At 68.2% G+C, this 20,269-nt stretch carries 18 protein-coding genes and 4 tRNA genes; 12 read left to right on the top strand and 10 right to left on the bottom strand.

The features are described 5' to 3' along the window. Nucleotides 1–35 precede the first annotated feature (35 nt). From HF203_RS14280 to HF203_RS14270, 3 genes are read left to right on the top strand one after another with little or no spacing between them, the layout of a single operon-like run. Nucleotides 36–1,049 carry a glycosyltransferase family 2 protein gene (locus tag HF203_RS14280; RefSeq protein WP_168670774.1) on the top strand — a complete coding sequence of 338 codons (1,014 nt, stop codon included), beginning with the start codon at nt 36–38 and terminating at the stop codon, nt 1,047–1,049. Beyond that, entirely contained in the window at nt 1,046–2,665 is a 1,620-nt protein-coding gene (locus HF203_RS14275) for an ArnT family glycosyltransferase (protein WP_168670773.1), read from the top strand. The genes HF203_RS14280 and HF203_RS14275 overlap by 4 nt, the downstream gene beginning before the upstream one ends. Further along, nucleotides 2,662–3,510, top strand: coding sequence for a phosphatase PAP2 family protein (locus tag HF203_RS14270; protein WP_168670772.1), 849 nt, complete (start codon nt 2,662–2,664; stop codon nt 3,508–3,510). The genes HF203_RS14275 and HF203_RS14270 overlap by 4 nt, the downstream gene beginning before the upstream one ends. A gap of 409 nt (nt 3,511–3,919) precedes the next feature. Here the strand turns inward: HF203_RS14270 and HF203_RS14265 are convergent, their stop codons facing one another. Beyond that, nucleotides 3,920–4,663: a ferredoxin--NADP reductase gene (locus HF203_RS14265; RefSeq protein ID WP_168670771.1), complete on the bottom strand. Its 744-nt coding sequence runs from the start codon at nt 4,661–4,663 to the stop codon at nt 3,920–3,922. A 186-nt stretch (nt 4,664–4,849) separates the two neighbouring features. Between HF203_RS14265 and HF203_RS14260 the strand changes: the two genes are divergently transcribed. After that, a complete protein-coding gene (locus HF203_RS14260) occupies nt 4,850–5,392 on the top strand; it encodes a glutathione peroxidase (protein ID WP_062277565.1) in 543 nt (180 codons plus the stop codon). 47 nt (nt 5,393–5,439) lie between these two features. On the opposite strand, the gene htpX is transcribed toward HF203_RS14260, so the two are convergent. Beyond that, complete coding sequence (htpX, locus tag HF203_RS14255; RefSeq protein ID WP_168670770.1) at nt 5,440–6,309, bottom strand: protease HtpX; 870 nt, start codon at nt 6,307–6,309, stop codon at nt 5,440–5,442. Nucleotides 6,310–6,470: 161 nt separating this feature from the next. Here htpX and HF203_RS14250 point away from each other — a divergent pair. The 6 genes from HF203_RS14250 (at nt 6,471) to HF203_RS14225 (ending at nt 9,382) form a co-directional block, all read left to right on the top strand. Further along, nucleotides 6,471–6,546, top strand: a tRNA-Ala gene (locus HF203_RS14250). 62 nt (nt 6,547–6,608) lie between these two features. Then, nucleotides 6,609–6,684, top strand: a tRNA-Glu gene (locus tag HF203_RS14245). A 47-nt stretch (nt 6,685–6,731) separates the two neighbouring features. After that, nucleotides 6,732–6,807: transfer RNA gene (locus tag HF203_RS14240), tRNA-Ala, on the top strand. A 60-nt stretch (nt 6,808–6,867) separates the two neighbouring features. Beyond that, nucleotides 6,868–6,943 (top strand) — tRNA-Glu (locus HF203_RS14235). Nucleotides 6,944–7,039: 96 nt separating this feature from the next. Continuing rightward, on the top strand, nt 7,040–7,870 hold the full coding sequence (locus tag HF203_RS14230; protein ID WP_168670769.1) for a hypothetical protein: 831 nt from the start codon (nt 7,040–7,042) through the stop codon (nt 7,868–7,870). Between the two features lie 261 nt (nt 7,871–8,131). Then, nucleotides 8,132–9,382, top strand: a complete 1,251-nt coding sequence (locus HF203_RS14225; RefSeq protein ID WP_168670768.1) for a bifunctional alpha/beta hydrolase/OsmC family protein — start codon at nt 8,132–8,134, stop codon at nt 9,380–9,382. Nucleotides 9,383–9,389: 7 nt separating this feature from the next. Here the strand turns inward: HF203_RS14225 and HF203_RS14220 are convergent, their stop codons facing one another. Then, a complete protein-coding gene (locus HF203_RS14220) occupies nt 9,390–10,934 on the bottom strand; it encodes a glycosyltransferase family 39 protein (RefSeq protein WP_246221798.1) in 1,545 nt (514 codons plus the stop codon). A gap of 148 nt (nt 10,935–11,082) precedes the next feature. Here HF203_RS14220 and HF203_RS14215 point away from each other — a divergent pair, with 148 nt between their 5' ends. After that, nucleotides 11,083–12,207 carry a glycosyltransferase gene (locus HF203_RS14215; RefSeq protein WP_168670766.1) on the top strand — a complete coding sequence of 375 codons (1,125 nt, stop codon included), beginning with the start codon at nt 11,083–11,085 and terminating at the stop codon, nt 12,205–12,207. Between the two features lie 6 nt (nt 12,208–12,213). Here the strand turns inward: HF203_RS14215 and HF203_RS14210 are convergent, their stop codons facing one another. From HF203_RS14210 to HF203_RS14185, 6 genes are all read right to left on the bottom strand, one after another. After that, nucleotides 12,214–13,554, bottom strand: coding sequence for an HDOD domain-containing protein (locus HF203_RS14210; RefSeq protein ID WP_168670765.1), 1,341 nt, complete (start codon nt 13,552–13,554; stop codon nt 12,214–12,216). Nucleotides 13,555–13,650: 96 nt separating this feature from the next. Then, nucleotides 13,651–13,947, bottom strand: a complete 297-nt coding sequence (locus tag HF203_RS14205) for a hypothetical protein (protein WP_168670764.1) — start codon at nt 13,945–13,947, stop codon at nt 13,651–13,653. Nucleotides 13,948–14,083: 136 nt separating this feature from the next. Next, nucleotides 14,084–15,379, bottom strand: coding sequence for an NAD(P)/FAD-dependent oxidoreductase (locus HF203_RS14200; protein WP_168670763.1), 1,296 nt, complete (start codon nt 15,377–15,379; stop codon nt 14,084–14,086). 23 nt (nt 15,380–15,402) lie between these two features. Beyond that, the gene (locus tag HF203_RS14195; protein WP_168670762.1) at nt 15,403–16,008 is read right to left on the bottom strand and encodes a c-type cytochrome; all 606 of its coding nucleotides are present in this window, start codon (nt 16,006–16,008) and stop codon (nt 15,403–15,405) included. A 143-nt stretch (nt 16,009–16,151) separates the two neighbouring features. Beyond that, nucleotides 16,152–17,108: an ankyrin repeat domain-containing protein gene (locus HF203_RS14190; protein ID WP_168670761.1), complete on the bottom strand. Its 957-nt coding sequence runs from the start codon at nt 17,106–17,108 to the stop codon at nt 16,152–16,154. A gap of 31 nt (nt 17,109–17,139) precedes the next feature. Next, on the bottom strand, nt 17,140–17,700 hold the full coding sequence (locus tag HF203_RS14185; RefSeq protein ID WP_168670760.1) for a NapC/NirT family cytochrome c: 561 nt from the start codon (nt 17,698–17,700) through the stop codon (nt 17,140–17,142). 298 nt (nt 17,701–17,998) lie between these two features. On the opposite strand from HF203_RS14185, the gene HF203_RS14180 reads away from it, so the two are divergent. After that, entirely contained in the window at nt 17,999–18,703 is a 705-nt protein-coding gene (locus tag HF203_RS14180; protein WP_168670759.1) for a glutamine amidotransferase, read from the top strand. Nucleotides 18,704–19,008: 305 nt separating this feature from the next. On the opposite strand, the gene nadA is transcribed toward HF203_RS14180, so the two are convergent. Then, complete coding sequence (gene nadA, locus HF203_RS14175) at nt 19,009–20,052, bottom strand: quinolinate synthase NadA (protein ID WP_168670758.1); 1,044 nt, start codon at nt 20,050–20,052, stop codon at nt 19,009–19,011. Nucleotides 20,053–20,269: the final 217 nt, after the last annotated feature.

The raw sequence follows: 20,269 nt of genomic DNA, 5'->3' as shown, positions 1-20,269 counted from the left end.
GTCTTCGAACTCAACCGAATGGATCCCTGTCTGCGATGAGCACCCCCGATCAAGCCCTGTCCCGGCCGTCGCTGTCGGTCGTCATCCCGATGTACCAGGAGCTCGACAACGTCGAGCCGATGCTCGAACGCGTCCACCAGGGGCTGGCGGACTATGGCGCGCCCTGGGAGCTGATCTGTGTCGACGACGGTAGCCGCGACGGCACCGGCGAGCGCCTGCGTGCCTGCGCCGAGCGCCGGGGCGGTCACGTGCGGGTGATCCGGCTGCGGCGCAACTTCGGCCAGACCGCGGCGATGCAGGCCGGGTTCGAGAGCGCGCGCGGCGAGCTGATCGCTACCCTCGACGGCGACCTGCAGAACGACCCGGCCGACATCCCGCGGATGGTCGACGCGCTGCTCGAGCGCGATCTCGATCTGTTGCAGGGCTGGCGGCGGCGGCGCCAGGACGCGCTGGTGATGCGCAAGATCCCCTCGCGCATCGCCAACAAGCTGATCGGCAAGGTCACCGGGGTGGCGCTGCACGACTACGGCTGCAGCCTCAAGGTCTATCGCGCCGAGGTCATCCAGGAGGTGGCGCTGCTCGGCGAGATGCATCGCTTCATCCCGGTGTGGGTGGCGGGGGTGACCGCGCCGCAGCGCATCGGCGAGATCGAGGTTGGGCATCAGGCACGCCAGTTCGGCACCTCCAAGTACGGCATCTCACGCACCTTCCGGGTGCTGGTCGACCTGCTCTCGGCCTTCTTCTTCCTGCGCTTCGGGGCGCGCCCCGGGCACTTCTTCGGCTTGATCGGGATCGCCTTCGGGGTGATCGGCGGGCTGCTGATGACCAACCTACTGTGGGTGAAGTTCTGGCTCGGCGAGGACATCGGCGGCCGCCCGCTGCTGATCGTCGCCATCCTCATGCTGCTCGCCTCGGTGCAGTTGCTCACCACCGGGGTGTTGGCCGAGATGCTCACCCGTACCTTCTTCGCCTCGGGTGATCGCAGTCACTTCCGTATCCGCTGGAGTTCACCCGCCGAGACCGCCGGGTGGAAGGAGCCTGCGGCATGAGTCGGCTGGAGACCTCCTCCCCGCTGACGCGGGCGCTGACCTCGCCGTGGCTGCTCGCGGCGGTGGTGTTGTTCGCCTTCTATTGGCAGCTCGGCGTGATGCCGCTCTACGACCTCGACGAGGGCGCCTTCACCGAGGCGACCCGCGAGATGCTCGCCAGCGGCAACTTCATCACCCCGCACAAGGATGGCGAGCCGCGCTACGACAAGCCGGTGCTGATCTACTGGCTGCAGGCGCTCTCGGCCTCCAGCCTGGGGTTCGACGAGTTCTCGCTGCGTCTGCCCTCGGCGCTGGCCGCCACCCTCTGGGTGATGGCGCTGTGGGGCTTCGTGCGTGCCCGGCTCGATGCGCCCACGGCGACCGTCGCCGCGCTGGCGATGACGCTCTCGCTACAGGTCTCGCTGATCGCCAAGGCGGCGGTGGCCGATGCCGTGCTCAATCTCTTCATCGCGCTTGCCTTCTTCGAGATCTATCGCTATTTCCTCGATCCCGGCGAACGACAGAGCCGCAACGCGCTGCTGCGCGCCTATCTGTGGATGGGGCTCGGCTTTCTTACCAAGGGGCCGGTGGCGGTGTTCTTCCCGGTCGTGGTGAGCTTCCTGTTCTTCTGGTCACAGGGGCGGCTCGAACGCTGGTTGCAGGCGGCCTTTGCGCCGCTCGGCTGGCTGGTGTTCGTGCTGGTGGCCGGACCCTGGTATCTGGCGGTCTATCTCGATGATGGCGCCGGCTTCTTCCGCAGCTTCTTCCTCGAACACAACGCCGGGCGCTTCGGCGGCACCATGCACGGGCACTCGGGCTTCCCCGGCTACTATCTGGTGATGCTGCCGCTGATCCTGCTGCCCTTCACCGGCTGGTTCCTCAGCCTGCTGGCGCGGTTGCGTACGAGCTGGGCCGATCCGCTCGATCGTTTCCTGTGGTTGTGGTTCGCCACCGTGTTCGTGTTCTTCTCCTTCTCCGGGACCAAGCTGCCGCACTATCTGCTTTATGGGGCCACGCCGCTGTTCATCCTCATGGCGCGCCACCGTGATGCCTTGACCAGCCGCGCGCTGGCGATGGTCCCGCCGCTGCTCTTCTTCGCGTTACTGCTGGCGTTGCCGCTGGTGGTGCAGATCGCCGCCGGGCAGGGCGGGCGCGCCCACGAGGTCGCCCAGTTCGAGCTGGCGCTGCCGTTGCTCGGCCCGGCCTATCTGGTGCAGATCGCGCTGGCCACCGCGCTGGTGGTGGTGCTGGCGCTATGGTCGCGCCCGGCGCTGTGGCAGCGTCTGGTGCTGGTCGGGTTGATCCAGACGGCGGTGGTCTATGGCGCGGTGGTGCCGCGGGTGTTCGCGGTGATGCAGGCGCCGGTGAAGGAGGCCGGGCTGCTGGCGCGCGAGCTGGATCGTCCGACCGTGGTCTATCGCACCTCGATGCCGAGCTTCAGCGTCTATCGCGACGCCATCACCCCGCACCGCCCGCCGCGCGCCGGTGATCTGGTGTTTCTCCGCGTCGACAAGCTCGACCGGCTCATCGAGGACTATCCGTTGCTGCGTGGCGAACAGCTCTATCGGCGCGGGCCGGTGGCGCTGGTACTGATGCACCCGCGCGAGCAGGCACGGGTGCCGGGAGGTGAGGGATGAGCGATTGGCGCACACGCCTGAGCGCGCGGCTCGCCGCGCGGGCCGGGGCCGAATCGGCGGCGCTGCCGGGGGCGCGACGGCAGTGGCGCTGGGCGCTCGGCTGGCTGGCGGTGGGGGTGGTGCTCTATCTGGTCTGCGGCTATCACGCCGGTTTCTTGCGGCTCAATGCCGCGGCGGCCCTGGCCCCGGACTGGCTGTGGCAGTGCTTGACGCTGTTCGGCGACGAGCGCGTCGCCTTCGCGCTGGCGCTGCTGTTCTCCTGGCGGCGGCCCCGGTTGTTCTGGGCGCTGGTGCTGGCGGCGCTGCTGGCGATCCTCTACGCCCGTGGGCTCAAGCCGCTAGTCGATGCGGCACGCCCGCCGGCGGTGTTCGGCGCCGATGTCTTCAACCTGATCGGCCCGGGACACACCCGGCACAGCTTCCCCTCCGGGCACAGCGTCACCGCCGGGGTCTTCTTCGGGGTGCTGGCGGTGCACGCCCGCGCCTGGGGTTGGGTGTGGCTCGGCTGCGCCCTGCTGGTCGGCGCGAGCCGGGTGGCGCTGGGCGTGCACTGGCCGGTCGACGTCGCCTTCGGTCTCGCCGGTGGTGGACTGGCGGCGTTGCTCGGGAGTTGGCTGGCCGTGCGCTGGCCGGGTGGCGCGACGCGCCCGCTGCCGCACCTGCTGCTGGTCGGCGTGGCCGCACTGCTCGCCGTCTCGCTGCTGGTCGACAACGGCGGCTATGCCGCTGCGACTTGGCCGCTTCGCCTGATTGCCGTGGCGGCGCTCTGCAGCGTGGTGGTTGGCTATCTGCCGGTGTGGCGGGGGGGAGAGGTCAACCACGAAGGCGCGAAGGACGCGAAGTGATGATGAGGGAGGGGAGCGGTCGGTTGTGAGCTGCTAGCTACTTTTCAGGGGCCAGCCGTCAGTCGCCAGCCGCCAGTCACCAGCCTCCAGTCGGCGAGGCTGATGTGCATGATCGGCGGTTGACGGGCAAGACGGTATCTTCGCGGTCTGAATCAGCCGCTAGCCCGTAGGTTGGGTTGCCCGCCTCATCCCGGCGACATAACGCCACCCCAGCACGGGCAACCCAACATCGACGACACCGCGGCGTTGGGTTGCCGTTGGCAACCCAACCTACGTCCGGACCTGAGCCGTCAGCTCCCAGCCACCAGGGTGCATATGATCAGCGGTTGACGGGCAAGACGGTATCTTTGCGGTTCAAAGCAGCCACCAGCGTTACTGGAGGCTGGTGGCTGACCGCTGGCAGCAGCTCTCAATGATACTGCTCGGTGGTGTACTGCCCCGGGGCGTGGCGGCGGTGGCGTTCGAGTCCGCGTGATTCGAGGATGGCCTTGGATTCCTTGATCATCGCCGAGTTGCCGCAGAGCATGACGTGGCTGTCCTCGGGGGTGATGGTGGCGCCGGCGCGTGCCTCCAGGGAGCCCGAGACCAGCAGGTCGGTGATGCGGCCATAGAGCGCGTCCGGGGCCTCGGCGCGGCTGATCGCGGGGATGAAGGTGAAGCGCTCGCCATGGTGCTCGGCGATCTCGGCGAGGGTGTCGCCATAGGTGAGGTCGCTCGGCTGGCGCACGCCGTGGACCAGGACCACGCGCTCGAACTGTTCCCAGGGCGTGGCGGTGCGCAGGATCGAGAGATAGACCCCGAGCGCGGTGCCGGTGGCGAGCAGCCACAGTGTCTTGGCCGGTTGCACGGTGTCGAGGGTGAAGATGCCGCTGGCTCGGGCGCTGAGCCAGACGGTGTCGCCCGGCTCGAGGTCGGAGAGCCGGGGGGTGAGCGGCCCTTCGGGGATGGCGTTGAAGTAGATCTCGGGTTCGGCCTGCTCGGGCGGATTGACCAGTGAGTAGGGGCGCCCGACGCGCTCGCCATCGATGTCCATCGCCACCTTGATGTATTGCCCGGCGCTGAAGGGCTCGAGGGTCGCCTCGAAGCGCATGCTGTAGAGCCCCTCGGCCCATTGTTGCTTGGCCGCTACCCTGCCTTTGACCCAGTCGCTCATCTTGGCTCCTCGAATGCTGTGCTGCATGCCCCGTGTGTCTGTCCAGGGCCGTTGTGCTGTGTTGGAGTAGGGGAGGTGGGCGCGTGGCGTGAATTTTCCAAGTGTTTTGGTAGGGAATCGTTGCAATGAGGCACGCGGGCGCCATGTCTCGCCCCATGTTCGTCGATACCTCAGGAGAGCCCCATCATGAGACTGCCATTGTTTGCGCTCGGTCTGGCCGCGGCCACCCAGGTCGCGGCCGAGTCCCCGGCCTGTTCGTCACTACTCGATTTGGAGGTGCGCCGGCTCGCCGGGGACGAACGGGTCAATCTCTGTGAGGCCTATCAGGGCAAGGTGATCCTGGTGGTCAATACCGCCAGCAAGTGCGGTTTCACCCCGCAGTACGAGGGACTGGAGGCGCTCTATCGCGATTATGCCGATCGTGGTCTGGTGGTGCTCGGCTTCCCCTCCAACGATTTCGCCAACCAGGAGCCGGGTGACGAGGCCGAGATCCGCGACTTCTGTCGTCTGACCTATTCGGTCGAGTTTCCGATGTTCGAGAAGGTCAGCGTCAAGCGTGGTCGCGCCGCGCCCCTGTTCGAGCGCCTGGCCGCGGCCGGGGCGCCTTATCCGAAGTGGAACTTCTACAAGTATCTGATCGATCGCGAGGGCAATCTGGTCGAGAGCTATTCGAGCATCACCAAGCCGCAGAGCGGTCGGTTGGTGCGGGCGATCGAGCGTTTGCTGTGAGGCGGGGTGGGCGCGCCCCGGCGCCTGGGCCGGGGCAAGGGGGGGGGTCAGGCCGCCTGTTCGAGCGCAGCGATGCGCCGTTCGAGCGGCGGGTGGCTACTGAACAGGCTACCGATCTTGCCGGAGATGCCGAAGGCGGCGAACTCCTTGGCCGGCAGGTCTTGCGGCTCGTGGATCCGCTGCAACGCACGCAGCGCATCGGCCATCTGGTGACGGCTGGTGAGTCGAGCGCCGCCAGCGTCGGCGTGGAACTCGCGATAGCGTGAGAACCACATCACGATCATGGTGGCGAGCACCGAGAGCAGGATCTCGGCGATGATCGAGACGACGAAGTAGCCGATCCCCGGTCCTTCCTCGTTCTTGAAGATCACCCGGTCGACGGTGTGACCGATGATCCGCGCGAGGAACACCACGAAGGTGTTGACCACCCCCTGGATCAGCGCCAGGGTGACCATGTCGCCGTTGGCTACGTGGCTGATCTCGTGGCCGACCACTGCCTCGATCTCGGCCTTGTTCATGTGCTGGAGCAGCCCGGTGCTGACGGCGACCAGGGCGTCGTTACGGTTCCAGCCGGTGGCGAAGGCATTGGGCTGGGGCGAGTCGAAGATGCCGACCTCGGGCATGCGGATACCGGCGCGCTCGGACTGGCTGGCCACGATCTCGAGCAGCCACTGCTCAAAGGGTGTCGACGGGCGCTCGATGATCTGCACCCGCATGCCGTGCTTGGCCAGGGTCTTGGAGAGGAACAGCGAGATCAGCGAGCCGCTGAAACCGATGATCGTCGCCATCAGCAGGAGTGCGCCCATGTCGAGCCCGCCCTGCTGGATCACGCCATCGATCCCGAACAGGCGGAAGGCCACGCTGATGACGACCAGTACCGCAAGGTTGGTCGCCAGGAAGAGGAAGATACGCATCATGGAACAAGGCTCCTGGATCGTCGGATAAGAGAACTATCGATCGGTTACATGAACCGATGGGGCTGGGTCTTCCCCCTTCAGACCGACATATCGAAAAAAATTTCCGTGCGGGGGTAGACAAAGCAAAAAGATGTGCGTAGCATACGTGGTCTCAGGTCGCTGGGGCCATAGCTCAGCTGGGAGAGCGCAACACTGGCAGTGTTGAGGTCGGCGGTTCGATCCCGCCTGGCTCCACCAAAATTCGGTAGTTTGGATCGGATCGCCTAGGCAGGCCCGATCTGCAAGACTGAAAAGTTTCAGTCCCCATCGTCTAGTGGCCTAGGACACCGCCCTTTCACGGCGGTAACCGGGGTTCGAACCCCCGTGGGGACGCCAACAAGCATAATGGTTTAGCCAATCAGCTGGCTACACCTAAAAACATTGGGGCCATAGCTCAGCTGGGAGAGCGCAACACTGGCAGTGTTGAGGTCGGCGGTTCGATCCCGCCTGGCTCCACCAAATTCAGCATGTGGACCGGATCGCCTAGGCAGGCCCGGTCTTGACTGAGACCAGGTTTCAGTCCCCATCGTCTAGCGGCCTAGGACACCGCCCTCTCACGGCGGTAACCGGGGTTCGAACCCCCGTGGGGACGCCAACAAGCAAAACGGGCTAGCCGCTCTGGTGGCTAGCCCGTTTTTGCGTTTGGGGCGCGCAAGGCCGCGCGTTCCGGTCATTGCTGTAGGAACCATCCATGCCTGCACCCATCCATGCCGCTGGTGGCGTCTTCTCGCGCTATCTGGGAATCGATTATTCGGGGGCCGGCTCCCCGGAGCAGCGACTGGCCGGCATTCGTCTCTACCAGCTCGACGGCGACGACGACCAGCCGTTCGAGGTCTTCCCTGAGGGGCGATCCCAGCGCTGGAGCCGTCGCGCCCTTGCCGCGTGGCTCGAGGCGCGGTTGCGCGAGCCGGTGCCGACCGTAGTCGGGATCGATCACGCGCTGTCCTTCCCGCTGCGTTATTTCGATGTCCACGGACTCGCGCGCGACTGGCCGAGCTTCCTCGACGACTTCCAATGCCACTGGCCGACCGATGGCGTCGGTGTCAGGGTCGAGGACGTGCGCCGCGGACGTGTGGGGGCCGGGGCCGCGCGCGGTGGTGAGGCGCGCTGGCGGCGGCTCTGCGAGCAGCGCGCCGGCGGTGCCAAGTCGGTGTTCCATTTCGATGTGCCCGGGTCGGTGGCCAAGTCGACCCATGCCGGGCTGCCCTGGGTGCGGCTGCTGCGCGCGCGTCTCGGCGAGCGGCTGCACTGCTGGCCGTTCGAGGGTTGGTGTCCGGCACCGGGCCGGTCGGTGCTGGTCGAGGCCTATCCCGCACTCTATCGCGACGATGGCGATTGCATCGGGCTCACCCTGGATCAGTGCGATGCCCGCGCCGTGGCCTTGTGGCTGGCACGTGAGGACCGTGCCGGCCGGCTCGGCGCCTGGTTCTCGCCGCCGCTCGACCCGGTCGCGCGCGCCTGTGCCGCGATCGAGGGGTGGATCCTCGGCGTGCCCGCCAACACCCCCTCTCGCTCGCACTGAAATCCTGAACCAACCCGCTGCGATGGACACCAATCGCTGTGCTTGCGGTTGTGCGCCGATCGTCAGGGCAAAAACCCTGCGTAACGTGTGCGATCGACTGGAACCGCGCCCGCGGATGCGAGAGGATGGCGGGCTTGCCGTGGCATGGCCACGACAGACCTCAGCTGTATCGATTTTGATGAATGGACGATCCGCGCACGCAGTCTGCACGGGTGGTCGGTTGGATAGCGATTCGCACGAGAAGACACCGAGGAGATCGGAATGCCACGTATCAAGCTCGAGTTTCCGAACGCCGCAGGGCATCGGCTGGCGGGGCTGCTGGAGATGCCGCCGGAACGGGTGCCGACGCGACGTTATGCGCTCTTCGCCCACTGTTTCACCTGCAGTAAGGACATCGCCGCGGCGAGCCGGATCAGTCGCGCCCTGGCCGATCGCGGGATCGCGGTGCTGCGCTTCGACTTCACCGGGCTGGGTAACAGCGACGGCGACTTCGCCAACACCAATTTCTCCTCCAACGTCGAGGACCTGCTGGCGGCGGCGCGTAAGCTCGAGGAGGACTTCCAGGCCCCGGCGCTGCTCATCGGTCACAGTCTTGGTGGCGCGGCGGTGCTCGCCGCCGCGCCCCAGCTACCCTCGGTCGAGGCGGTGGTGACCATCGCCGCGCCGGCCACCGCCTCGCACGTCCAGCACCTGTTGAGCGATGCCCGCGACGAGCTCGAGGCGCGCGGCGAGGCCGAGGTCAAGATCGGGCTGCGCCGTTTCCGCATCCGCAAGCAGTTGCTGGAGGACCTCGCGCAGTACGGTGCGGCCGATCACATCCGTGAGCTCGGGCGGCCCCTGCTGGTGTTCCACTCGCCGCTCGACACCATCGTCTCGATCGACGAGGCGGCCAAGATCTATCAGGCCGCGCGTCACCCCAAGAGCTTCATCTCGCTCGACAACGCCGATCATATGCTCAGCGATCGCGAGGACGCCGAGTACGTCGCCGAGACCCTGGTGGCCTGGGCCAGTCGCTATCTCGGGCTCGGTGGTCATCGCTTCGAACAGAGCCTGGGCACCGCGCCCAAGGTGGGCAAGGGCGAGGTGCTGGTCACTGAGCTGCACGCCCGCTTCCTCCGTGGACTCTATACCGGTCGCCATCAGTTGCTCGCCGATCAGCCGCCGGCCGTCGGCGGCAGCGGGCTGGGTCCTGACCCCTATGAATTGATGCTGATGGCGCTCGGCGCCTGCACCTCGATGACGTTGCGTGAATACGCCACTGCCAAGGGCTGGGAGCTCGACGACGTCGAGGTGCGCCTCGCCTTCGATCGCAGTCACGCCGCCGACTGCACCGCCTGCGAACGCGAGGAGGTCCGCGTCGATCGGGTGCAGCAACGCATCAACCTGCTCGGCCATCTCACCGCCGGGCAGCGGGCACGGTTGCTGGAGATCGCCGAGCGTGCCCCGGTCAACCGCTCGCTCGAATCACTGATGCTGATCCACAGCGAACTCGACGACGAGCGTCTCGACTGAGCCCGGCTCAGTCGCCGAGCGGGGCGTAGCGATAGAGCCGCCAGACGTGGAGCGGTCGCGCGCAGGGCGCGCTCGCCCCCTGGTGGAGCGGCTGTCCCGCGCAATCCTGGAGGATGCGCCGCTCGGTCACCCGGAAGCCGGGGAGCGCGGGCGGATGACCGGCGCGCGAGACCAGCCAGAAGGGCTGGTCGATGCGCGCCGGGTCGAGCCGTGGCGCGATGCGCCCGTGCAGATACTCCGAGGGGCGGTGCAGTCCCGGCCACTGGCTGGTGGTGGCCGCAAGCCTCGGGGCGTGGAAGCGCAGCATCGCGACGAGCTGATAGCGGTCGGCATGGACCGGGGCGTCGAGCCCGGCGGCGACCTCGGCCAGCGCGGCGAAGCCGTGGGTCTCGCGCAGCACCCGGTTGGCGCTGTCGGGCAGCGGCAGCGCGGCGCTCGCCGCGTGCACCGCATAGAGCGTGACCAGGACGAGGTTGGCCCCGGCGCCGCCGAGCAGCCAGCGCGGTCGTTGCAGCAGTCGCGGTGCGAGCAGCGCCGGGGCGGCGAGCAGATAGACCACCGGCCAGTTGGCCTCGACCTCGCTGAAGCTGGCGATGACGGCGAAGAAGCCGAGCGGGAACAGGGTCGCGGCGATCAGCAGGGCGCGGGCGTGACGGATGAGCGGCGGGCGCGGCGGCGCGCCGCCCGCGCCGCGCAGCGCCATCACCAGCGCCGGGATCAGCAGCCCCCAGAAGGCGAGCTGGGCGCCGAGATAACCGCCGAGGCTCGCCAGGCGCTCGACGAGCGTCTGCGGGCCGCTGTGGGCCATGGTGCCGGCGCCCAGGGTCTCGGGTGCGGCCAGCTCGGTGGAGAGCCCGTGGCCGAGCTGGAAGCCGAGGCTCAGCCAGTCGTGGCTGGCGTTCCACCACAGGTTGGGGGCGAACACCAGCAGCGCGGCCAGCGCACCGAGATAGGGCCAGCGGGTGCGCAGCGCGCGCGGGTCGACCCAGAGGATCGCCCACAGCAGCACCGGCCCGATCAGCACCATGGTGTACTTGCCGAGCAGCCCGATACCGACGGCGATCCCCGCCGTGACCCAGCGCCGGCGCGCACCGCCGAGGGCGCGCTCGGCCTCGTGCAGGGCCAGCGCCCAGGCCAGCGCGAGCACGGTGTCCGGGGTGGTGACGACGCCGCCGATCAGCCCCGGCAGGGTGGCGCAGGCGAGCAGCAGCGCACTCGCCAGGGTGGCGGTGGTGGTCAGCCCGGCGCGCCAGTAGAGCCGTGCGAGTACCACCAGGGTGAGGGCGCCGGCGAGCAGGGTGCCGAGCCGCGCGGCGAGCGCCGAGCCGGGCTCGAGCAGGGTGCCGAGCCCGAGCGCTGCGACCCCGGGCGGGTGATCGAAATAGCCCCAGCCGAGCGCGCGCGCCCAGTCGAAGTAGTAGGCCTCGTCCTGGGTGACCGGCAGGAGCGCGGCGATGGCCAGGCGCAGTGCGCTCAGCGCGAGGATCAGCAGCGCGATCGGGCGCCAGTCGATGGACTCGGCAGCGGGGCGACTCGGGGCGGCGATGGACATGGCGGGCACGGGTTCGGTGGACGAACGCGTTAGAATGCCGCCCACCAGGGTCGCCGCGCAACCGACCCGCGTGCGCGATCGCCGCTCAGTCATGCCGCGTCCGGTACCGCCGAGGCGCCAAACCCCTTGTTTCAGGTTGTTCGGATCCATGCCACACAGACCCCCCCACCAGCCGCCCCAGCTCGCCGTCGTCGTGCCTACCTACAAGGAGGCAGGATCGGTCCCCGAGCTCGTCGAACGTGTCCGTCGGGTGCTCGACGGGCTCGCCTGGGAGCTGATCTTCGTCGACGACGACTCGCCCGACGGCACCGCCGAGCGGGTGCGCGAGCAGGCCCGGCAGGACCCGCGGGTGCGGCTGATCCGGCGCATCGGGCGGCGCGGGCTGTCCTCGGCCTGTATCGAGGGGATGCTCGCCACCACCGCGCCCTGCGTGGCGGTGATGGACGGTGACCTGCAGCACGACGAGTCGCTGTTGCGCCAGATGTACGACACCCTCGACGCCGAGCCCGAACTCGACCTGGTGGTCGGCAGCCGCTATGTCGGCGGTGGCGGGGTCGGTGAGTGGAATGCGCGGCGCCAGGCGATGAGCCGCTTCGCCACGCGCGTCGGGCAGCGGCTGCTCGGGGTCGAGCTGGCCGACCCGATGAGCGGCTTCTTCATGGTCCGCGCCGCCGCCTTCCAGGGTTGCGTGCACCGGCTCAGCGGGGTCGGTTTCAAGATCCTGCTCGACATCGTCTCCTCGAGCGAGCGGCCGCTGCGCTGCCGCGAGCTGCCCTTCACCTTCCGCGAGCGTCATGCCGGGGCAAGCAAGCTCGACAACGCGGTGCTCTGGGAGTATCTGCTGATGCTCGCGCAGAAGACCCTGGGCTCGGCGATCCCGGTGCGTTTTCTCGCCTTCTCGCTGATCGGCGGGTTTGGCGTGTTCGTCCACATGGCGGTGCTGTGGCCGCTGCTGGCGGTACTCGGCGAGGGCGCCTTCCTCACCGGTCAGGCCACCGCCACCCTGGTGGCGATGACCAGCAACTTCTTCCTTAACAACCTGCTCACCTATCGCGACATGCGTCTGCGCGGTCGCGCGCTGCTGCGCGGCTGGCTCTCCTTCGTGGTGGTCTGCAGCGTCGGTGCCCTGGCCAATGTCGGCATCGCCAACTATCTGTTCATCGAGGGGCTTTCGGGCTGGTTCCTCTCGGCGCTCGCCGGCATCCTCGTCGGCGCGGTGTGGAACTATGCGGTGACCGCGGTCTACACCTGGCGCCGCCCGCAGCCGGCCTGAGCCGGCTCAGCCGTCGAGCCGCTCGGCCAGCGAGCGCGGTAGCTGGCGCAGCTGGGCGCGCAGCCGGGGGACGAGCTGTTCGTAGAGCAGCTCGACCTCGCTGATCCCGGCGCGCCCGAGCAGTGCCAGATAGGCCTCGAGGAAGAGCCCGGGATCGCTTGGGGTGTGACCGTGTAGCCGCGCGAGCAGGCGGCGCGCGAGATAGAGCACGGCGACGTTGTCGCGCACCGGCTCGGGGAGGCGCGCCGGCGGCGCGAACTCGGGGTGATGCTGGTGGTGCAGGCTGTCGCACACCATCGCCGGCAGGTGCCAGCTGCGCAGTAGCGCGGCGCCCATCTCGGCGGGATCGAGCAGGTCGAATAGCGGCTGGAGCCGGGGGTTGGCGCGCTTGAGCAGCGCGTTGATCACCAGCCCGATGTCGGCGAGGATGCCGAGGGTGGCGATCTCTGCAGGGCGCCCGACGGCGAGCGTCTGGGCGAGGGTGAAGGCGAGGCGCGAGAGCTCGATGGCACGCTGGTGGATGTCCGCAAACAGCTCGGTGTTGGGCAGGCTGTGGCGCATGCTCTCGGTCATGATCACCTGGTAGACGGCATTGTGGCCGAGCAGGGCGATGGCGTGGCTGACGCTGGTGATCTGGTGTTGCAAGGCGTAATAGGGTGAATTGACCGACTTGAGCAGGGTGCTGGTGAGCGCCGGGTCCATGGTCACCAGCTCGACGATCTCGCCCTTGGTGGTGCGCTCGTCGAGCATCTTGTTGAGCAAGGTGGTGGTCGAGACCGGTAGCGCTGGCACCTTGGCGAAGAGCTGGCGTGCGGTCTCGGTCTCGGCAAAGCCCGCGCCGGCGCTGGTGCGCGCGGCGATCAGCGCCTCGGTGAGTGCTTCGTCGTGCCGGGCGAGCGCCGCTTGGCGGCGCTGCAGCCGGTAGAGACGCTGGAGGTTGAGCTGGTGCACGCGGCGTTCGAGATAGGTGCGCAGACCGGGATCGAGGTCGGCGATGGCGCTGAGCGCGAGGACCTGGATCTGGCTGGCCGTGAGGGCCGTGGCGGTGGCGGCATGGAGGCCAGGCCGATCGAGGTCGAACTCGCCGATCCACTCGCCCGGTCCGAAGTGTTCACCGTCGGTGGGATCACCGAGTGCGATGGTGCCGGTCTCGATCGCATACAGCTGCTCGGCACGACTGCCGGCGAGAAATAGGGTCTCGCCGGGCGCCAGGCGTCGAGGTATGGCGCGGTTGTGCAGACGCACCACCTCGGCCTCGCCGAGACCGGGGAAGGCGTGGGCGGTCGTGCCCTGCGACCGGTCCGAGGCGGGTGCGGGGCGGGTGAGATGTCTCCAGAGGTTGCGCATCGGCTCGATCGAGGGGGCGTGCCCAGCACGGCTGACCGTGGCCTAGAGCCTAGCTGAAAATGGTGTGTTTGCTCGCCCGCGTCCCCGTCGACCGGCTCAGTGAAATAGCGCCTCGGCGGCCTGACGCAGCGCCTCGGCCTGATCGGCGGGCGCGGCGGCGCCGGTTTGGTGGCGTGGCTCGAACAGCTCGCAGAAGTTGGCGCGGACCTTGTCTGTTACCGGCTCGGCGATCGGCTCGATGCAGTCATTGGCGCGTCCCGGGGCATGGTGACGACAATTGCGGCAGCAGTGGGTGGCGCGCTCGCAGTTCGGGCAGCGGCCCTCGCGGGCGTAGTCGAGGCGGGTCAGTGTGCTGCCGCAGTGCCAGCAGTTGCCGAGGCTGGGGTCTGTCATGGTGGCGAGGTCCGGGGCGCTTGGTCCCGCTCCGTGGCTGGTCGGTGCCCTGATTCTAGGCGATGCCTGCTGCGGGATGAAGCAAGGGGGCCGTTGCGGCCCCCTCAGTGCCTTGCTTGGCGTTGGCCGCTGTCGATCAGCCGAAGGTGTCGTGGGTGATGTTGTGGTACCAGGTGTAGGCGTACTGCACCTCGCGCGCCAACGCCCAGTCGGGGGCATCCATCGGGGTCAGGCCACTGGAGCCCTCGACGGCGGCGATGGTGCCGCCGTCCTCGCTGATGCGATAGACCGCCGCGATCGAGACCCCGTAATCGGTGCCGATGATCGAGTAGCAGGTGTTGATGTAGGAAGGCGAGCCCGGCTCCTCGCCCTTGAGCAGCGCGGCGATCGCGGCAGCGGCGACCTTGCCCTGACTGTTGGCCGAGTAGCCGGACTTGGGCATCTGGGTGGCGATGCAGGCGTCACCGATGACATGGATGCCAGGGATCAGGCTTGACTCGAAGGTGCGCTTGTCGACCGGGCACCAGCCGCTGTCGTCGGCCAGGCCCGCCACCTGGGCGATCTTGCCGGCGCGCTGTGGCGGGATGACGTTCATCACGTCGGCCTGGATCTCGTCGCCGAAGCTGGTCTCGGCGACCATGCCCTCGGCGTCGACCCTGACCACGGCGGCGTCCGGGCCGGGGTGCCACTCGATCAGGCTGTCCTCGGTGCCGAAGCCGTAGAGCCGCTCCCAGCCCTGGGTAAACAACCCCTGTTTGGAGAAGGCCTGCTTGCTGTCGAGGATGATGACCTTGGATTTGGGCTTGTGGCCCTTGAGGTAATGGGCGATCTGGCTGGCGCGCTCGTAGGGGCCGGGCGGACAGCGGAAGGGGTTGGGCGGGGCGACCAGCACCACGGTGCCGCCGTCGGCCATCTCCTCGAGTTGGCGGCGCAGTCGCGCGGTCTGCTCGCCAGCCTTCCAGGCGTGCGGCAAGGTCTCGGCGGCGGCCTCGCTATAGCCCTCGATGCGCTCGTAGAGCAGCTCGATGCCGGGGGAGACGATGCAGCGGTCGTACTCGAAGCGTTCGCCGCCGGCGGTGGTGACCACCCGGGTCTCGGCGTCGATGGCGGTGACGGTGTCGTGGACCACGCGGATGCCGTGCCCGCGCAGCCCGTCATAGCCTTGCTCGAGGGTGTCGAGCTGACGATCGCCACCGATCACCTCGTTGCTGAGATAGCAGGTGTAATAGGTCTCGTTGGGCTCGATCAGGGTGACCTCGATCGCCGGGTCGGCGCGCTTGAGGTACTTGGCGGCGGTGGCCCCACCGGTGCCGCCGCCGACGACCACCACCCGGTTGCTGGCGGCGCGGGCGATATAGGGGGCCGAGAGCAGACCGAGCGCAGCGGTGGCGGTGGCGCCGGTCTTGACGAAATCGCGTCTGTTGAGCTTCATTGCGAGCGAATCCTCCGATGTCCTTATTGTTGGCTGGCGTAGAAGGCGTAGAGAGCCTCGAGCCCGTCCTCACCGTGATGCTCGAGCAGATCCTCAAGCTTGCTGCGCATCTTCTTGGGCAGCTCGCGACGCTCGGCGCGGAAGTCCTCCATGGTGTAGCGCAGATAGGGGGTCCACTGGCCGGCGAGGATGTTGTAGTCCTCCTCGTCGATGAGCGGGATACCGCCTTCGGCGTGGCACTTCTCGCAGAAACGGTCGTGGAGTTGGGCGCCGACGTCGACCAGGCTGGCGTCGAAGTCCTGGGGGGCAGGGCGGTAGGGTTGGCGATGGAAGTACTCGGCCATCGCCTCGAACTCGGTGGTGTCGTAGCCCTTGGCGATGCGGCTCATGATGGTCGAGTAGGTGTCGTCGCTCTTGAACGCCTCCATGGTGTCGACGAACACCAGTGGGTCCATGGCCGAGATGGTGGGGGCGGCTGGCCCCATGCTGTTGCCCTCGGTGCCGTGACAGCCGGCACAGGCGTTGGCGAGCATCTCCGGGGTTGCCTCGTCGGCCTGGGCGCCGGCGGTGAGCCCGAGCGCGAGCAGCCCCGCGGCCAGGGATCGTCTGTTGCGGATCGAGTCAGCCATTCCTTCCTCCTTTATGGGCGTCTTTGCGGTGGACCGCTGCCCTCGTGGCAGCGGTAGCGGTGAAGGGCCGCTGTCGAGCAGCGGCCCTTCGGGACGAATCGACGTGTGTTGGTGACGGCCGCCGCCGGCGCGGTGCCTTCACTTCAGTGGCCGCCAGCGAGGTGTTCGAGCGCCTCGTGGTTACCGTGCTGCCGGGCGCGATCGGCCGCGGTGCGCCCCTGCGTGTCTTCGAGCGCGGGGTTGGCGTGATAGTCGATCAGCAGTGCGATCAGGGCGTTGTGGCCGGTCGAGATTGCCTCCATCAGCGCCGTGGTGCCGTCGGCGTCCTGCAGGTTTGGGTTGGCGCCCTGTTCGAGCAGCAGGCGTGTCAGTTCCAGGTGTCCCCGGCTGCTGGCGAGGATCAGCGCACTCGCCCCGAGCGCATCACGGGCATTGACCTCGGCGCCAGCGGCGAGCAGGGCGCGGGCCATCGCGAGCTGGCCCCGGTCGGCGGCGATCAACAAGGCCGTGGCGCCATCGCGATCACGCGACTCGAGTTCGGCGCCGGCGTCGAGCAGGGGGGCGAGCAGGGCGACATGGCCGCGCGCGGCGGCCTGCATCAGTGCGGTCCGACCGTCGCGATCGGCGGCCTTGGGGTCGGCCCCCTTGAACAGCAGTTGCTCGACCATCTCGAGGATGCCGTGGCGCGCGGCGATCATCAGCGCATCCCAGCCGGCGCGGGTACGGTCGTGGACATGGGCGCCGCGTGCGATCAGCAACGCCGAGATGCCGATGTGTCCACCCTCGGCGGCAAAGGTCAGTGGTGTGCAGCCGGCCGCGGTACGGGCGTTGACGTCGGCGCCGCGGGTGAGCAGGAGCGCCACCGTCTCCATCTCGTTGGCCTCGACGGCGAACATCAGCGCGGTCTTGCCGAAGGCGTTGGCCGCATCCACCGGGGCCCCGCGATCGAGGAGTTCGACGATCGCCGTGTTGTCGCCGACCATGGCGTTGAGCCGCAGCTCGGTGGCGGAGTCGGTGGCACCGACCCCGCCGGCGCTGCTCAGTAAGGCGGCGAACAGCGCGCTCCGCGCGACACGGCGGGTCCTGTAGCTGGTCATCATCTCCGGCCTCGTGGTTGCGCTGGTGCCGGCCTCACTCGACGCTTAGCTCGGGTAGCGGCTCATAGGGCTCCTCGTGGGCCACGCCCTTGTGGCAGTCGATGCAGGTCTGGCCCTTGTCCTCGGCGGCGGCATGCCGGCTACGCGCTGAGCGTCCCTGCTCGGAGAGGTCCATGCTGGAGAATTCGTGGCAGGTGCGGCACTCGCGCGAGTCACTGCGCTCCATCTTCGCCCACACCCGCGAGGCCATCTCCCAGCGGCGCGCCTCGAATTTCTCGGGGGTGTCGATGGTGCCGATCAGCTCGTGATAGACGTCTTTGGCGGCGATGACCTTGGTGACTAGCTTCGGCCAGAGCGCCTTGGGGACGTGGCAGTCGGCGCAGGTCGCCCGCACCCCGGAGGGGTTCTTGTAGTGGAGCGTCTCCTGGTACTCGCTGAAGGGGGTCGCCATGGTGTGGCAGGAGGTGCAGAACTCCAGGGTGTTGGTGTAGCGAATCCCGAAGTCGACGGCGGCGACGAGACCGATACCGGCGAAGAAGACCAGGATCAGCGCCAACATGGAGAAGCTGCGCCGAGGTGCCTTGCGCTGCGGCATGCGAACCATCCTCCCCGACGGCGGTCGGTGGCGCGGTCGAGAGCGGCGCCTGGGTACCGTCCACCTGATTTGATAATTGTCATGGATCTTAAGGGATCTTTTGTGAATTTGCCAAGGGCGCGAGCCGCCCCGGGTTTTCGTGGCGTGTGCGTGATGCGGAACGCCGCCGCTGCCGAGGGGTCGGATCTGGCGTGTGGCGTCGCTGCGGGCGTCAGCTGCGCTTGGGGCTACGGTCGCCGCCGTGGTGTCGATGAGGTGGGACGATGCCGCCGGGAGAGGGCGGCCGGGGAGGGAGGTCATGCAAGGACGGTGCTGCATCATCAAGGTCGGGCGCACCTTTGCCGAACTGGCGCAGGTGTATGGCGACTTCGAGGATTGGATCGAGGCCGGGCTCGGCGGGCGTGGATGCGGGTGCGAGGTGATCGATGTCGAGGCCGGGGCGATGCTGCCCGGGCTCGATGGGCTGGCCGGGGTGGTGATCACCGGTTCGCACGCCATGGTCACCGAGGCCGCGCCCTGGAGCCTGGCCGTCGAACAATGGCTCCAGGAGGTGCTCGCCCGCCGGGTGCCAGTGCTCGGGATCTGCTACGGGCACCAGTTGTTGGCGCGCGCCTGCGGCGGCGAGGTCGGCTTCAACCCGCGCGGACTCGAACTCGGCAGTGTCGAGATCCGGCTGACCGCCACGGCGTGCGATGATCCGCTGTTCGGCGGGCTGCCAGATCGCTTCGTGGCCCCGGTTACGCATGCCCAGTCGGTCTTGCGCCCACCGCCCGAGGCGCAGGTGTTGGCAGCCAATGACCACGATCCCCATCAGGCGTTGCGTCTGGGTGAAGCGGCCTGGGGCGTACAATTCCACCCCGAGTTCGATCGTGAGGTGACCCAGGTCTATGTCGATCGGCAGGTCGACGCCTTGGGCGCGCGTGGGGCCGAGGTCGAGGTCGTCGACACTCCCGAGGCGGCCGGCCTGCTCCAACGCTTCGCCGCTTTGGTGAGCGGGCGGTAGGGTGCCCAGCCGCCAGCCGGGGAGATTGAACCGCCAAGGCGCGAAGGGTGCAAAGGGAGGATGCGCCTCCAGCGAGCAGCCCCCAGCCACCAGTGGCTGACTACCCTCAAGCACTGGTGCCAAAGACCTGCACCATGGGTGCGGGCAAAACGTGCTGTCGTCGAGGGTGCACTCCCACTGGCTGCTGGAGACTGGTTGCTTACGACTTGAGCCTCTTTGCGCCCTTCGCGCCTTGGCGGTTCAATCCCCCGACCCCTGGTCGCTGGTCGCTGGTCGCTGGTCGCTGGTCGCCGGCGTGACGGCCTCTAGCGCTGCGCAGAGAACTCGAGCATGCGCTGGATCGGGCGTACCGCGCGTTGGCGGATGGCCTCCTCGACCCGGATCTCCTGATCACCTTCGCGTAGCACGCGCTCGAGGTTCTGCAGGGCGTTCATCGCCATCCACGGGCAGTGCGCGCAGCTCTCGCAGGTCGCGCCCTCGCCGGCGGTGGGTGCCGGGATCAGGGTCTTGTGTGGGGCGAGCTGGCGCATCTTCCAGAAGATACCGGCATCGGTGGCGACGATGAACTCGGGGTTGGGCATCTCGGTGACCGCGCGGATCAGCTGGGTGGTCGAGCCGACCACGTCGGCCTGGTCGACGACCGCATCGGGTGACTCGGGGTGGACCAGGACCGCGGCCTCCGGGTGGAGTGCGCGCACCTGTTCGAGGGCGAAGCCCTTGAATGCCTCGTGGACCACGCAGGCGCCGTCCCACAGCAGCATCTCGGCGCCGCTCATGCGCTGGACATAGCTGCCGAGGTGACGATCCGGCGCCCACAGGATCTTTTCTCGCCGCGCGGCCAGGTGCTGCACCACCGGCAGCGCGATGCTCGAGGTCACCATCCAGTCGGCGTGTGCCTTGACCTCGGCGCTGGTGTTGGCATAGACCACCACGGTGTGATCGGGGTGGGCGGCGCAGAAGGCGGCGAACTCATCCGGTGGGCAGCCCTCGTCGAGCGAGCAAGTGGCGTTCAGGTCGGGCATCAGTACCCGCTTCTCGGGGTTGAGGATCTTGGCCGTCTCGCCCATGAAGCGTACCCCGCAGACGACCAGGGTGCTGGCCTCGGTCTCGGTGCCGAAGCGCGCCATCTCGAGCGAGTCGGCGACCCGGCCGCCCGTCTCCTCGGCCAGCTCCTGGAGGTCGCCGTCGGTGTAGTAATGGGCGACCAGTACCGCATCCTGCGCCTTGAGCAGTTCGGCGATGCGCTCCTTGGTGGCGCGCTTGTCCTCGGCGCTGAGGTCAGGCCATTGGGGCTGAGGCGGTACCTGGACAGTGGCGCGGGGTCCGCCCCCCGTGGTCGCGTTTGGCATGGTCGTTCTCTAGATATTTCGTGTGGGGTCCAACCAGTCTCCGCGGCTGCTTACGCAGCGGCGCGGTGCTCATGGTGTTGGACCGATCGCTGGAGTGAATGCTCCCGTCCCGTGGGGTGTCGCGCTCGCGCTGGTGCCTTCCGTGGGCGGGTGGTCGGGGTGGGGGGGGGGGGGGGGGGCCCCCCCCCCCCCCCCCCGGGGGGGGGGGGCCCCCCCC

The organism is Marichromatium bheemlicum (genome assembly GCF_012276755.1).
Taxonomy (GTDB): Bacteria; Pseudomonadota; Gammaproteobacteria; order Chromatiales; family Chromatiaceae; genus Marichromatium; species Marichromatium bheemlicum.
The sequence above is the reverse complement of the archived record's forward strand: the minus strand, read 5'-3'. Positions and strand labels throughout refer to the sequence as shown.